The organism is Paenibacillus lautus (assembly GCF_050482385.1).
Taxonomy (GTDB): domain Bacteria; phylum Bacillota; class Bacilli; order Paenibacillales; family Paenibacillaceae; genus Paenibacillus_AQ; species Paenibacillus_AQ lautus_B.
Genome location: NZ_JBCNHV010000003.1, coordinates 214000 through 228370, shown reverse-complemented (window position 1 = coordinate 228370; position 14371 = coordinate 214000). Strand labels below are relative to the sequence as shown.

Annotated in this window: 12 protein-coding genes; 8 read left to right on the top strand and 4 right to left on the bottom strand. The window is 51.1% G+C overall.

The features are described from left to right. Positions 1-1506: 1506 nt before the first annotated feature. Entirely contained in the window at positions 1507-2520 is a 1014-nt protein-coding gene (locus ABEW73_RS06470; RefSeq protein ID WP_430162607.1) for an ABC transporter ATP-binding protein, read from the top strand. Continuing rightward, positions 2517-3521 (top strand): ABC transporter ATP-binding protein, encoded by a 1005-nt coding sequence (locus tag ABEW73_RS06465; RefSeq protein WP_430162605.1) that lies wholly within the window; start codon positions 2517-2519, stop codon positions 3519-3521. The genes ABEW73_RS06470 and ABEW73_RS06465 overlap by 4 nt, the downstream gene beginning before the upstream one ends. Before the next feature lie 130 nt (positions 3522-3651). Here the strand turns inward: ABEW73_RS06465 and ABEW73_RS06460 are convergent, their stop codons facing one another. From ABEW73_RS06460 to ABEW73_RS06445, 4 genes are all read right to left on the bottom strand, one after another. Further along, positions 3652-4971: an FtsW/RodA/SpoVE family cell cycle protein gene (locus tag ABEW73_RS06460; RefSeq protein WP_430162603.1), complete on the bottom strand. Its 1320-nt coding sequence runs from the start codon at positions 4969-4971 to the stop codon at positions 3652-3654. A gap of 316 nt (positions 4972-5287) precedes the next feature. Continuing rightward, positions 5288-6610, bottom strand: a complete 1323-nt coding sequence (locus ABEW73_RS06455; RefSeq protein WP_430162601.1) for an FtsW/RodA/SpoVE family cell cycle protein — start codon at positions 6608-6610, stop codon at positions 5288-5290. A gap of 1 nt (position 6611) precedes the next feature. Continuing rightward, positions 6612-6941: a PadR family transcriptional regulator gene (locus ABEW73_RS06450; protein WP_009595865.1), complete on the bottom strand. Its 330-nt coding sequence runs from the start codon at positions 6939-6941 to the stop codon at positions 6612-6614. 510 nt (positions 6942-7451) lie between these two features. Continuing rightward, on the bottom strand, positions 7452-7988 hold the full coding sequence (locus ABEW73_RS06445) for an NAD(P)H-dependent oxidoreductase (protein ID WP_430162599.1): 537 nt from the start codon (positions 7986-7988) through the stop codon (positions 7452-7454). 165 nt (positions 7989-8153) lie between these two features. Here ABEW73_RS06445 and ABEW73_RS06440 point away from each other — a divergent pair, with 165 nt between their 5' ends. The 6 genes from ABEW73_RS06440 (at position 8154) to ABEW73_RS06415 (ending at position 14353) form a co-directional block, all read left to right on the top strand. Further along, a complete protein-coding gene (locus ABEW73_RS06440) occupies positions 8154-8855 on the top strand; it encodes a dihydroorotate dehydrogenase electron transfer subunit (RefSeq protein ID WP_430162597.1) in 702 nt (233 codons plus the stop codon). Next, on the top strand, positions 8836-9768 hold the full coding sequence (locus tag ABEW73_RS06435; RefSeq protein WP_430162595.1) for a dihydroorotate dehydrogenase: 933 nt from the start codon (positions 8836-8838) through the stop codon (positions 9766-9768). Before ABEW73_RS06440 ends, ABEW73_RS06435 begins: the two co-directional genes overlap by 20 nt. Before the next feature lie 158 nt (positions 9769-9926). Continuing rightward, a complete protein-coding gene (locus tag ABEW73_RS06430) occupies positions 9927-10835 on the top strand; it encodes an FMN-binding protein (protein WP_430162593.1) in 909 nt (302 codons plus the stop codon). 50 nt (positions 10836-10885) lie between these two features. Further along, on the top strand, positions 10886-12760 hold the full coding sequence (locus ABEW73_RS06425; RefSeq protein WP_430162591.1) for an FAD-dependent oxidoreductase: 1875 nt from the start codon (positions 10886-10888) through the stop codon (positions 12758-12760). Positions 12761-12879: 119 nt separating this feature from the next. Continuing rightward, positions 12880-13317, top strand: coding sequence for a hypothetical protein (locus tag ABEW73_RS06420; protein ID WP_430162589.1), 438 nt, complete (start codon positions 12880-12882; stop codon positions 13315-13317). A gap of 31 nt (positions 13318-13348) precedes the next feature. Continuing rightward, a complete protein-coding gene (locus ABEW73_RS06415; protein WP_430162587.1) occupies positions 13349-14353 on the top strand; it encodes a polyprenyl synthetase family protein in 1005 nt (334 codons plus the stop codon). The last annotated feature ends 18 nt before the right edge of the window (positions 14354-14371 follow it).

Below are 14371 nucleotides of genomic sequence, written 5' to 3'. Positions count from 1 at the left end.
ACACGATCCGTTAATGTACCCAAAACCACGGATTAATCCTGGAATAACTCTCAATAGCGGATCTGGTGTCCTCAGCCTGCTGCTATTTGGGGGAAAATCAAGAAATAGCGGAACCATGGTCCTCAACTACACTAATGCAGCCATATTGACCCTTTTAAGTCCATACACACCTTCGATTTGCTGAAGTTAAGTTGTTACGGACCATTGCAAACATTAAACCCACTAATTACTGTAATTGAGTCGTTGGAGAACCCGTGCGCACTTACGATCCGCTATTCGAGCGATTTGGGCCTGCCCGGACACACGATTCGCTATTTACCCATAATCGGTCCATTTTCGAGTACATGCGGACACACGATCCGTTAATGTACCCAAAACCACGGATTAATCCTGGAATAACTCTCAATAGCGGATCTGGTGTCCTCAGCCTGCTGCTATTTGGGGGAAATTCAAGAAATAGCGGAACCACGGTCCTCAACTACGCTAATGCAGCCAACTGAGCTCATTTCGAGTCCATACACACCTTCGATGTACTGAAGTTAAGTTGTTACGGACCATTGCAAACATTAAACCCACTAATTACTGTAATTGAGTCGTTGGAGAACCCGTGCGCATTTACGATCCGCTAATCGAGCTATTTGGGCCCATTCGGACACACGATCTGCTATTTACCGGTAATCGACCTATTTTCGCATCCAAGCGGACACACGATCCGTTAATGCCCAGAATCATGGATTAATCCTGGAATAACTCTCAATAGCGGATCTGGTGTCCTCAGCCTGCTGCTATTTGGGGGAAAATCAAGAAATAGCGGAACCATGGTCCTCAACTACACTAATGCAGCCATATTGACCCTTTCAAGTCCATACACACCCTCGATTTGCTGAAGTTAAGTTGTTACGGACCATTGCAAACATTAAACCCACTTATTACTGTAATCGAGCCGCTTAGGAGCCCATTCGGACACACGATCCGCTATTTGCCTATAATCGACCTATTTTTACATCCAAGCGGACACATGATCCGTTAATGCCCCCAGAATCACGGATTAATCCCGGAATATCTTCCAATAACGGATCTGGTGTCCTCAGCCTGCTGCTAAACGGCGGAAATTCAAGAAATAGCGGAACCACGGTCCTCAACTACGCTAATGCAGCCGACTGAGCTCATTTCGAGTCCATACACACCTTCGATGTACTGAAGTTAAGTTGTGTTACGGGCCATTGCGGATTTTAAACCCACTTATTACTGTAATCGAGCCGCTTAAGAGCCCATTCGGACACACGATCTGCTATTTACCGGTAATCGACCTATTTTCGCATCCAAGCGGACACACGATCCGTTAATGCCCAGAATCACGGATTAATCCCGGAATTCTTCCAAATAACGGATCTGGTGTCCTCAGCCTGCTGCTTAAAGGCTTTAAAAATCAAAAATAGCAGAACAAATAGTCCTCACATTCGCAAATACAGTCAGACCAATTAATAGCGAAGGGAGCTACAACAAATGGAAGAGCACGCATTAAATCTGCTGACGATCAAGAACCTGCGCACCTCTTTTTTTACCGAGCTGGGTGAAGTGAAAGCGGTGGATGATATCAGCCTGACCGTCCGCAAGGGGAGGACGCTCGGGATCGTGGGCGAATCCGGTTCAGGAAAAAGCATACTGTCCCTGTCCATCCTGCGGCTGGTCTTTCATCCGGGGCGAATCGTCGGTGGCCAAATCCTATATAATGGTGTGAATCTGCTCGAACAATCGGACCGGCAGATGCGCAAAATAAGGGGTAATCAGATCTCGATGATCTTCCAGGAGCCGATGACATCGCTCAATCCGGTCTTCACCGTTGGCGATCAGATCGCGGAGGCCTACCAAATCCATGAGAATCTGAGCAAAAAACAAGCGATGGACAAAGCCGTCGAGATGTTAAAACTGGTCGGCATCCCTTCCCCGGAAAAAAGGGTCCGCCAGTATCCCTTCCAACTGTCCGGCGGTATGCGCCAACGTGTCATGATTGCCATGGCGCTGGCATGCAATCCGGATCTGCTTATTGCAGACGAGCCGACCACGGCGCTGGACGTGACCATTCAGGCTCAAATTTTGGAGCTGATGAAGGAGCTGCAGCGGAAACTGCAGATGTCGATTATTTTTATCACCCATGACTTGGGCATCGTTGCGGAAACCTGCGATGACGTAGCGGTCATGTACTGCGGAAAAGTCGTGGAATATACCGATGTGCGGACCCTATTCAAACATCCGAAGCACCCTTACACCATCGGCCTGATGAACTCGCTGCCGCGGCATGATATCGATAAGGAAACGCTGGAGCCGATTAAAGGCTCTGTTCCGAGCCCATATGACCCACAGGAAGGCTGCCGCTTCGCCCCCCGCTGTCCCCATGCAGCCAAGCTGTGCTATGACAAACTGCCGGAGCTTCAAGCGCTAGATGATAACCAGCAAGTCAGGTGCTGGAAATACACCGATCAATGGGAGCCGGAAAGCGAGGTGAACGTTCTGTCATGAGCAAAGAGCTGTTAACCGTCAAAAACCTCAAGCAGTATTTTCCGATTAAGGGCGGCGTCCTGGGTCGTACCGTCAACGTCGTAAAAGCCGTGGATGACATTTCGTTCTCCGTGCACGAGGGAGAGACTGTCAGTATCGTGGGCGAATCCGGCTGCGGCAAATCAACCACGGGCCGAGCCATCCTGAGGCTGGACGAACCGACGGCCGGCGAGGTGGTGTTCGAAGGCACCGATCTGCTCTCTCTGAACAAAGTACAGATGAACCGAAGGCGTAAAGACCTGCAAATGATTTTTCAGGACCCCTATGCTTCGCTGAATCCTAGAAAAACAGCGCTGCAAGTCCTGGAAGAAGCGATGGACATTCAGAACGTTGTTCCCAAGAAGGACCGGCGGGGGCGGGCCTTCGAGCTTCTGGAAACGGTGGGCCTGGCCGCCTATCAAGCCAATCGGTACCCCCATGAATTCAGTGGCGGACAGCGGCAGCGGATCGGAATTGCTCGCGCCTTGTCCGTGAATCCCAAGCTGATCATCAGCGATGAAGCGGTCTCTGCGCTTGATGTATCGATCCAGGCGCAGGTGCTCAATCTGATGAAATCGTTGCAAACCGAATTCAAGCTGACCTATCTGTTCATCTCCCATGATCTCGGGGTCGTCCGGCATATTTCCGACCGGATTATCGTGATGTATCTGGGAACGATTGTGGAAATCGCGGATAAACACTCCCTCTTCCGGCGCCCGCAGCACCCTTACACCCGCGCTCTGCTGTCAGCCATCCCGACGCTGGATCCCGAGCGAAAGAAGGAACGCATCATTCTCAAGGGGGATGTTCCGTCCCCGATCAATCCGCCTTCCGGCTGCCGGTTTCATACCCGCTGCATGTATGCCACGGATCGCTGCCGGTCCGAGGCTCCGTTGCTTCGGGAAGTCCATGAGCGCGGAGGCCATCAGGCGGCCTGCCACTATATTGAGGAAATCGCATCCGGTGCTTTAGAGAAGGTGTAGCTTATACCCCACCCAACGGATAACGGTACCTCTCTATAAACGAGTAAAAAGCGAGAACCCAAGATCTCGCTTTTTCTTTTGCAAACCTTTAGCCCGCTAACCGGAATCGAAGGATGATCTTCAGCATCCACTAAGCCACTTTCATCGGGGCTGCTTCTCCTACCTCGCTTGGGATCATGTTTTTGCGTCTGTAAATGGAAAGGAGCAGGCCGACTGCTGCCATGTCCAGGATTTGGTTCATCCCGCTGTAAGAGAAGAAGGGCGGTTCCAATGTAACCCTTGGAAGAATGCCCAGCCCCATGAGCAGCGGCCATAGCAGCCGAAATCCAAAGACAACGATGAGTGCTGCAGCGATATGCTTCCCATAAGGATCTTTGTGAACCGTAGAAATATTCCATAATCTAACGAGGAACAGCAGAATCAGCACGCCAATTACTATCCCAAACAACCAGCCGAAGCAATAGATGAGGTAAGGAAACACGTTATCATAAAGGACATATGGGATCTTCGGTGTAACTTGGCCAAAACCTTGCCCAAACCAGCCCGCTGCTTGGATGGCATCTGCGTTATTCCCCATATACCACATTTCTTTGGCTGAAGGGTTCGTAAATTCTCTCCACCGGAACAGTAAATGATCCGTCCGGGTGCAGAGGAAAATAGCTAATCCTGCAAATGGCAGCGTGGAAATCATAGCAAATTGTTTCAAGCTTTTACTTGTTCTCCATGTCAAAACCAGGAACCCGATCACATAGATATACGTGTAGATAATAGATCCGCTTATACTATATAGGACTACAGGCAGTACCCCTCGATAAAGGATGTTCAATACCGTCTCCCACCGTCCCCACTGGCTGGCAGGCTTCATCCCTGCCAAAGCGAGCAGAAGCGGTATCAAGGAGAAAGTGATGATATTGACTCCCATATGACCAATGTTGATATAGTTAGTTCTTATATCGTGTAACTGTCCATATACCAATGAAATGGCCATTAAAATAACGATAAAGATAAACACAGGGGCCGAGTATTGCTTCAGCTTCCGATAATCCAGAAAATAAAAACCTATCAGGAATAAAACTCCGATTCCGAAGTAAAACAACTTCCTCTCGACTAGGCTAACGGAATACCTTTCATCCGCGTAATAAACACTCAACATGCCCACCAATCCAATGATTAAGAACAGGGCCAGCATAATGAGCAGCTTCCAATCCAACTGTGGCCGATGAGCCAAATGCAGGCTTTTGCCGATATCCCCCGGATCCCCCATTTGTTTCACCGCATCCTGTACAGCGAGTTCTTCAGGAAGTCCCTTCAGTATCAACAGTTCGGCCCGCTCCTCAATATGACCCAGCAGCTCCTCTCGGATCTCCGGATGCATTTGCCTCGTGCGCACTTGCTTACACACCCGGTCCAAAAATTGCTGGACAACCATATTCTCCTCCATTTGCCGCATATGTTTCCTCCTTGAACAGAATGTAAATAATCGTTTGATTTCCATAAGTTGTTTAGATAGCCTCGAATATCGATAGGGATATTAGTTAAAACATGAATCCTATTACAGTCTTTTATGATAAAAAAAGACAACTCTCCTCAAGATGGATACTGGTACTCAATCATACCCCGGATGAACATCCGTGATTTATTGAATCCCGTTCCTCCCGAGCCTATCCGAAGAGAGTTATCTGGTCATCATGTAAGTTAAAACAGCAGGTATTGTTCGATAAGTCTGTCCGATTAAAGTAGAGGCTGCGTAGATATAGACCACTCAACTAAGCCACTTTCATCGGGGCTGCTTCTCCTACCTCGCTTGGGATCATGTTTTTGCGTCTGTAAATGGAGAGGAGCAGGCCGACAATGGCAAAATCCAGCATGTTGTTGACGCCGCCATACGAGATAAAAGGGAAATCCAGGCTCACAATGGGTACCACTCCCAGTCCCATCAGGATCGGCATGAGCAGGCGCAGTCCCATTACCACAATGACACCGGTCACGATATTTTTCCCGTAGGAATCGTGAAGTACATTGGCTATGCTCCACATTCTGGCGAGGAACAAAAGAACGACCATCCCGACCACAATGCCAAACATCCAGCCGAAGCAATAGATCAGATAGGGATATATGGAGTCGCTATAAACGTACGGGATCCCTGGATTCGGCGCAGCAAAGCCTTGGCCGAACCAGCCGGCAGAAGAAACGGCATCCGCGATGACCCGCATGAAATAACCACCGTCTCCCTCACGGTCTGCAAGTCCCTCCAGTCTCCACATAAGATAAATTCTTTTTGTAAACAAGATATAGGCCAATCCAATGAACGACGGAAGCATCAGTACCGCAAATTGTTTGATATTCCTTTTCGTTGTCCAAGTCAGTGCCAGGAATCCAAGCACGTAGACGAACAAATACACCATGGAATCGCTCCAACCGTACAGAAAAACGGGCAGAACGCCCCGATACAGAATTTGAACCACACCCTCCCAGGGCCCCCATTGGCTCGCAGGCTTCATGCCAGCCGCAGCAAAGAGGAGAAGGAAGACGGAAACCGTTCCAAGCATGGGAATCACAATGGGCCCGAAGTGAAGATAGAGGTTGGCCCCGTTAACATTCGTCCCATAAAATTCCGTCATCGCCATCAGGCAAAGCGTAATAAAAAACAAAACCCCGGAATACTTCTTAAGCTTTCTGTAATCCAGAAAATAGAGACCGATGAGAAGGATCAAGCCTATACCAAAGAAAACAACTTTTCTCCCAAATATATCTGTGATCTTTTCTGTACCCGCATAATCCACGCTCAGCGCCCCGAACAACCCAATGAGCGAGAGCAGGGCCAGCATAACCAGCAGCTTCCAATCCAACTGTGGCCGGTGTGCCATATGCAGGCTTTTGCCGATATCCTCCGGGGCCCCCATCTGTTTCACCGCATCCTGCACGGCTGGCTCCTCCGCATTACCCTCCAGCATCAGAAGCTCCGTCCGCTCCTCGATATGGCCGAGCAGCTCTTCGCGGATTTCCGGATGCATGGCTCTGGCGCGTACCTGCCTGCACACCCGGGTCAGGAAGTCTTGGACAACCTTGTATTCTTCAACCGGTCGCACGCTAGCTTCCCTCCCCGATAACCGTATCCACCGCCGTACGGAATTTGACCCACTCCTTGGTCTTCTCATGGAGCTGCTCCCTGCCGCGCTCGGTAATCCGGTAATATTTCCGTTTGCGTCCATCATGCTGGCTCCAGGAGGAGTCCAGCCAACCTTCCGCCTCCAGCGTGTGCAGGATCGGGTATAACGTACCTTCCTTCATCAGGAACACCCCGTCCGAGCTTTGCTCAATCTCCTTGATCAGCTCGTACCCGTACATTTCCCGCTTGTTCAACACGGTAAGCAATAATATGACGGTGCTGCCTTTCAGCAGCTCTTTGTTAATGCCCATTCCTCTATCACTCCAATACCTAGATTATCTATGTATCGTAAATCTATGTATACGAGTATAAAATAAGCGTCTCCACAATGCAACGAATGTTTTCGAATCATTTGGCGATCCATGCATCTAACTTCTAATCAGCAAATCGTGGTGCCCGTCGCATCTACCTTTTAATCAACAGATCGCGGCGCTCGTCGCCTCTACCTTTCTATGAGAACCGCAGCGCAGCCTATAAACAGAAGCACAGCAGTCTCAGAGGACTTTAATTGCAACTAAATGTGACAATCTCTCTTTATCGCTCGGAATATGCCGGAATCTGCGGAAATTCCCCAGTACACCGAAAAGCCCGGCAGCTTCTGCCGCCAGGCTAATTTATCAGCATTCAGTTTTTCACATTTAATGGACAACCGCTCCATAATTCAGGCATTTGGAGTTTGGAGCTTACAACCTATCGTTCGCCCGTCGTCAACCATAATTCGAACCATCACCGCAGCAGCTGTACGCTTTCAATAACTACCCTTATCTGGATCTCACCGAACCCGTAACATGCAGAGCAAAATCCTCCGCATGACGTTGCAGCTCTTCATCCGTCAGCTGCATGGCATTATGAACGGTAAATAGCGGCAAGTAGATCGCGCCTACCAGGCTCGCCGTCACTTCATAAGGTCGTGTCAGCTCTTCCACCGTGTAGCGGTTATATCCTGCGCTGCCATAGGCTTCCGCAGCTCCACCGGTCGTCACGGCTAGGCCCCACTCTTTTCCATGGAGCTCGTCTCCGCCCGGACCATACGCCCATCCGAAGGTTAGCACCTCGTCGAACCAATGCTTCAAAAGGGGCGGTGAACTAAACCACCAGAAAGGGAATTGAAACACGATGCGGTCATGCTGGAGCAGCAATTGATGTTCGGCCTCGATATCGATATGTCCATCCGGATAACGCTGATAGAGGTCATGCACCGTCACCTCATGATGATGTCTCACCATCTCGGTTAGTTCGCGATTGATCCGTGATCCCTCATGCAGACCCGGATGTGCAACGATCACCATTGTTCTCATGTATGATCCCCATCCTTTTTTTGTCTCGTGTATGTATACAAAAGGTATCAAGCCCGAGCAACACCCGAATATGAGAAATGTCACAGGTAGCGTTATAGGTCTGTGGTACTGTATCAAGGAACATAGCGGGCGGAAAAAGTACGCCAAGGGAAGGAGAATGAGAACGTGGCCCTTGTTATTCAAAATGTCAGACTGGCCCATCGCATATATCGACTTACCATTCAAGGCAGCTATTCGGCACGAATGGGGCAGTTCTTCATGCTTCGCTGCTGGGATACCTATCCCGTGCTGTCACGACCGATCAGCGTTCATAACCTGACGGAGGACTCCGTTTCCTTCTTGTATCGCGTGCATGGAACAGGCACATGGCTGCTATCGGCGCTTCAAGCGGGTGACAAGATTCAGCTGGAGGGGCCTTTCGGGCAAGGATTCCCTGAGCCCCAAGGCCGGACGGCACTGGTAGGAGGCGGTATTGGAGCAGCCCCGCTGCTGCTGGCAGCTAAGGAAATACCTGATGCCAGCGTATATCTGGGGTACACCAGCGTCCCTTTCGGAGTCACCGGATTCCACGAAATAAGCCGCAATGTCACCGTCAAATCCGGCGGCACCATTGTAGATGCAGTGGACCCAAGCCGCTATGACACGATATTCGCATGCGGACCGGTTGGCATGATGCACAGTCTGGCCCAAAAAACGGAGAGTACTAACGCCAAGCTTCACGTCTCCATCGAGAAGCGAATGGGCTGCGGCATCGGGGCATGCAACAGCTGCACGTTAACCTCCGCTGGCGCAAGCCGCAAGGTATGCACCGATGGCCCCGTATTTCCGGCGAAGGAGGTGAACTGGAATGATCTCCATCGATTGTGAACTGGCGGGCGTCCCGCTGGCGAATCCGATATTGGCGGCATCGGGCACGTTCGGATTCGGCAAACCGTATGCGGATCTGTATCCGCTCCGCAAGCTTGGAGGCATTGTCTCCAAGGGACTGACCCTGACTCCACGAATCGGCAATTCTGGAACAAGGCTTTACGAAACGCCATCCGGCATCATGAACAGCATCGGTCTTGAGAATCCGGGCATCCACGCTTTTCTGGAGCATGAATTATCCAAGATGACCTCACACGGGACTGCGGTCATCGTCAATCTTGGCGGCGGCACCATACGGGAATATACGGAGGGCGCCGAGCTGCTTACGGAAGCCAGCCTCAAGTTACGGTCATCCGGCAAACGAGCTGTCGACATGATTGAGCTCAACATCTCCTGCCCCAACATCAAAGAAGGCGGGCTGGCCTTCGGCGTTGAGAATGAGCAGGCTCAAGAGGTAGTTCGCGCAGTCCGGAAAGCGACCACGCTGCCTCTGCTCGTCAAGCTCTCTCCTGGCGCAAGGGATTTGAAGGAAATGGCACGCATGTGCGAAGCTGAAGGTGCTGATGGTCTTTCGCTCATCAATACAATCCAAGCGATGGCGATTGATATACGGGAAAGACGAAGCGTATTTGACAGAGCCTACGCCGGGCTGTCCGGGCCGGCAATTAAACCGATAGCGCTCCGCATGGTCCATCAGGTGGCACGGTCGGTATCCATCCCGGTCGTTGGAATCGGCGGTATCAGCAGCGCCGAGGATATCCTCGAATTCATCATGGCAGGCGCCGCTGCTGTACAGATCGGAACCTACAACTTCATCAACTTGCGGGCCGGCGATACCCTGGCCGAAGAATTGATTGAATTGATGGAAAGTGAAGGCATCCATTCGCTGGATGACATTCGAGGCATTATCTGACCTATGATCCTTCCTATATAATCAACAGGATCACCTCGAACATGAAGCACCGACACTATTTGTGATTTTTTTCACCGATAACTATTCTTTTTAAGAATAAAATGAACTCAAGAACAATATTTGTGAAGTAATTCACAAAATTATAGGAGGAAACCAGAATGAAAAGGACACTCTCTCTATCCCTCTCCGTCATGTTGATGTTTGCGCTGCTTGTCGGCTGCGGAGGCAACGGTGACAAGGAGCCGGTTAATACGGACAAACCAGCAGAGAGCCAAAACACGGATAACACAAGTAATGCGGAACAGCCTGCACAAGAAGGAACCCTGCAGGACGGCTTATATTACGCTGAAGGCGAGTTTGCCGAAGACTCCGGCTGGAAAGAACTCGTTGCAATTAAGGTCGAGGGTGGCAAAATCGTCAGCGCCAACTGGAACGGGCTTCATAAGGACGGCGGCTTGGACAAAAAGACATTTTCCGAAAAAGGCTTCTACGGTATGAAGGAAAAAGGCGGCGCTCAAGCAGAATGGCATGAGCAGGCAGCTAAAATGGAGGAATACCTGGTGGCTCAGCAGTCAGTTGGAGGCTTGACCTTGAACGATGAAGGCCGCACGGATGCCGTGTCCGGAGTATCGATCCATGTCAACGGATTTACGGAACTGGCAGCAAAAGCGCTGGCGGCGGGACCTGTTGAAGCAGGACCATACAAAGACGGCAGCTATCACGCAGAAGCGGCTGACTTCGATGCTAAGTCCGGTTGGAAGGAAACCGTCGACATTGCCGTTATTAACGGCAAGATTGCCGCGGTCAGCTGGAACGGCGTTCATAAAGACGGCGGTACAGATAAAGTTACCCGTTCCAAATCCGGTGAATACGGCATGAAGAACGGCGGAGCTCAATCCGAATGGCATGAACAGGCGTATCAAGCCGAGCAGTATTTGATTGAAAAGCAAGATCCGCAAGCAATCGTAACGGCGGAAGACGGCAAAACCGATGCAATCTCCGGTGTGTCGATCCACGTCAACGGATTTGTAGAGCTGGCAACAAAAGCACTCGAAGGCGCCAAATAAGCCACAAGAGCGATAAATAGAAGACAACTATTCCTTGAGGGGAGATTCGCATGAAACAGATTATCGTGCTGGGCGGCGGATATGGCGGTATACTTACCGCCAAGAAGCTGGCTAAACGACTGCGCAAACAGAAGGATTTGCGGATAACACTCATCGACCGCAAGCCGTATCATACGCTGCTGACCGAGCTGCATGAAGTGGCCGCGAACCGGGTCGAGGAGGATTCCATCAAAATCGACCTAAAAAAAGTGTTCTCCGGATTCCGCAATGTAGACGTGGTGCTGGATGAAATCGGCGGCATTGACTTTGACGGCCAAACACTCCGTGGAGAGAAACAAACCTATAACTATGATTATTTGGTCATCGGAACAGGCAGCAAGCCAACCTTCTTCGGCATACCGGGCGCAGATCAACACGCCTTTACCTTATGGTCGTATGATGATGCGGTCCGCCTGAAAGAACATACGCTGAATATGTTCCGAAAAGCCGTGCTGGAGCGCGACCCGCAGGTCCGCAAAGAAATGCTGACCTTTGTCGTGGTCGGCGGTGGATTCACCGGGGTCGAAATGATCGGTGAGCTGGCCGAATTCACTCAACAATTATGCAAAGAGTTCTACGTCGATCCAAGCGAGGTTACACTTCATGTCGCCGACATGGTCGACAAGATCCTGCCGATCCTGCCCGAACCGTTAATCCGCAAAGCCGAGAAACGGCTGCGCAAAATGGGCGTCAATATCATCACAGGCTCGAAGATTACGGAAGTTAAACCGGATGGCGTTACCGTCGGCGGCAATGACATCAAATCCCGTACGGTTATCTGGACCGCAGGAGTTGAGGGTTCCGACGTAGTTGGCAATATGGATGTCGAGCAAAAAGGCCGAAAGCGTATTTTGACCAACGACAAGCTTCAAGTTCCTGCCCATCCGAACGTTTATGTCGTCGGGGACAATATTTTCTACATTCCTGAGGGCGCGGCTGCACCCGTACCTCAAATGGTAGAAAATGCGGAACTCGCAGCCCCAGTCATCGCACATAACATTGTGGCAGAACTATTGAACAAACCGATGAAATCCTACAAACCGACGTTCCACGGAACGATGGTCTGTATCGGCAGCCGCTACGGGGTAGCTAACGTGGGTGTTCCTGGCCACATGTTCAGGCTCAGCGGCTTCATGGCAATGCTGGTCAAACATATGATCAATATGCTCTATCTGTTCCAGGTTTGCGGCTTCAACAAGGTATACCATTACCTGCTGCATGAATTCTTCCATGTTCGGAACAATAGAAGCTTCGTGGGCGGACATTTTGCCAAACGGTCTCCGAATTTCTGGCTCGTTCCGCTGCGGATTTTTGCCGGATGGATGTGGCTCTCTCAGGGATGGGATAAAATCCACAAGATTATTGAGGATCCCAATAAAGTGTTCCTTATTCCTGCTAAAGTAGCCGATGGCGTAAGCGCAGCGTCTGCTGCCGGCGCCGATGCTGCCGGAGCTGGAGCGGCTGACGCGGTCTCCGCCGCCTCCGCTTATACCGCAGAAGCGGTATCCGCCCTGCCAGTTCCGGGTTTCATGAAATCCATTGTCGATTGGTCGATGGACCTGATGTTTTACACCGGCGACGGCGGCTATACTTCGCTCGCCTATGTGTTTCAGACCTCGATGGTCCTGGCTGAGCTGATCGTCGGCATCTTGCTGATCGTCGGATTGTTCACGGCACCTGCAGCCGTAGCTAGCGTTGCCATGGGCGCGATGGTTTGGGTATCGGGCATGGCACCTAACGAAATGCTGTGGTATCTGGCAGCCGGGATCGCCTTAATCGGCGGATCGGGCAGCACGTTTGGACTTGACTACTATGTATATCCTTGGCTGAAGAAGGTATGGAAACGAATTCCGCTTGTAAGGCGATGGTACGTGTATACGGACTAATCTTCCATCGTTCGAGAGAAGCATCTTGTCTTATCATGCTTGCCGATTCGGTTCAAAGGCCGTTCTGCCGTCATTCACACTCTTAATCAACACGAGCCTTCCGGAAGGAGTCAATAACGATGGATATGAAGCTATTACAGGATACGATCGACCTGCTTCGGTCGCATATCGATTCCGGAACGGATATCGATTGGATGGAGATGGATAACAGGCCGGTGAGGGACATTGCCGATATGCTCAACGCCTATGAACTGGCCTATTCCCGTAAAATGACGGTGCTGGCATGCTGCATCCTGATTCATTCTGCTCTAAGCAAGCACGGCAAGCTGCAGGCGCAGGACAACGAGAGATTGACGCGCATGCTGCTGGACGGCGATTATTTAACCGGGCTTATGTACCGGATTGCCGTCAAACGGAAGGAATGGAAGCTGCTGTCCCGGCTTCTCCCCTTCCATAAACGCATGCAGCTGAATCTAATGAAGAACGTTTCACCCGAAATCCTGCTTAAAGAGCTGAAGCGTGAAATCCGCAGCTATCTGGATCAACGGAGCGCGTAAGGAGCCATCTGGGAAAGGAGCGATGATGTAAATGAACATTCATAACCAAATGGGAGTGGATCTCGCTTCCTTCGACAATCTGCTCCGGGAGGTGGTCACCTCAGACCGTGACCTCTCTCCTCCCTCTGTTGTGCTGAGCAGCGTCATAGATCTCATTGACGCCGGCGGCAAGCGGCTGCGTCCGCTCATGGTCGTGCTCGGCAGCCGTTTCGGGGAAAGCGTGCATGAGCCGGCCGTCATGAAAACCGCCGTGCTGCTTGAATATTTACACATGGCCTCGCTGGTACACGATGACATCATCGATCAATCCGATATGCGGCGAGGCATGCCGACCCTGCATGAAACCACGGATGTCCAGACGGCCGTGCACATCGGCAATTACATGATTGCCCGTGCCATCGAATGGGCTGCGGATAATTCGAATGACGAGTCAGACAGGAGCAGTGAAGACGTCTCCGAGGAGGATGCTTACCGGTTAGCCGAACTTGCGGCTCTGGTAACCGAGCTCTGTATGGGGGAATACGATCAGTTGCACCACCGCTTTAACTATGAACTGACGCTGGATCAGTATTTGGAGAAAACGCGCTGCAAAACCGCCCTGCTGATGGCCCACTGCCTGAAAGCGGGCGCGGAAGCAGCCAAAGCGGATGCGAGAACCGCTGAACGGCTATTTCAATTCGGGGAGTCGCTCGGCATGGCATTTCAAATCCGGGATGACCTGCTCGATTTCACGAAGCCCAAGGAGGCCATCGGCAAGCCCGCTGGCGCAGACCTGCGAAACGGCAACATTACGCTGCCGGTGATTTACGCCCTCAACGATCCAGCCCTTGCACCTGGAATCAGACAGCTTGGCCCCCACTCTGCGGCGGCTGACATGGATGAAGTCATCCACCGCATTGCCGCAAGCAGCGCCATTGAGCAAAGCGAGGCGCTTGCCCGATCGTATGCGGAACAAGCTCAGCGGATGATCGGCAACTTTACGGATCATCCCGCCCAGCATGATTTGCAGGTCCTGCTCCATTATTTTCTGCCCTAAAGACATGAATCCATATAC

Excerpts from the sequence above, each read along its gene's own strand:
- ABEW73_RS06460 (WP_430162603.1), bottom strand. The coding sequence starts at position 4,971 with ATGCGGCAAATGGAGGAGAATATGGTTGTCCAGCAATTTTTGGACCGG.
- ABEW73_RS06425 (WP_430162591.1), top strand. The coding sequence starts at position 10,886 with ATGAAACAGATTATCGTGCTGGGCGGCGGATATGGCGGTATACTTACC.
- ABEW73_RS06420 (WP_430162589.1), top strand. The coding sequence starts at position 12,880 with ATGGATATGAAGCTATTACAGGATACGATCGACCTGCTTCGGTCGCAT.
- ABEW73_RS06445 (WP_430162599.1), bottom strand. The coding sequence starts at position 7,988 with ATGAGAACAATGGTGATCGTTGCACATCCGGGTCTGCATGAGGGATCA.
- ABEW73_RS06450 (WP_009595865.1), bottom strand. The coding sequence starts at position 6,941 with ATGGGCATTAACAAAGAGCTGCTGAAAGGCAGCACCGTCATATTATTG.
- ABEW73_RS06430 (WP_430162593.1), top strand. The coding sequence starts at position 9,927 with ATGAAAAGGACACTCTCTCTATCCCTCTCCGTCATGTTGATGTTTGCG.
- ABEW73_RS06415 (WP_430162587.1), top strand. The coding sequence starts at position 13,349 with ATGAACATTCATAACCAAATGGGAGTGGATCTCGCTTCCTTCGACAAT.
- ABEW73_RS06435 (WP_430162595.1), top strand. The coding sequence starts at position 8,836 with ATGATCTCCATCGATTGTGAACTGGCGGGCGTCCCGCTGGCGAATCCG.
- ABEW73_RS06465 (WP_430162605.1), top strand. The coding sequence starts at position 2,517 with ATGAGCAAAGAGCTGTTAACCGTCAAAAACCTCAAGCAGTATTTTCCG.
- ABEW73_RS06470 (WP_430162607.1), top strand. The coding sequence starts at position 1,507 with ATGGAAGAGCACGCATTAAATCTGCTGACGATCAAGAACCTGCGCACC.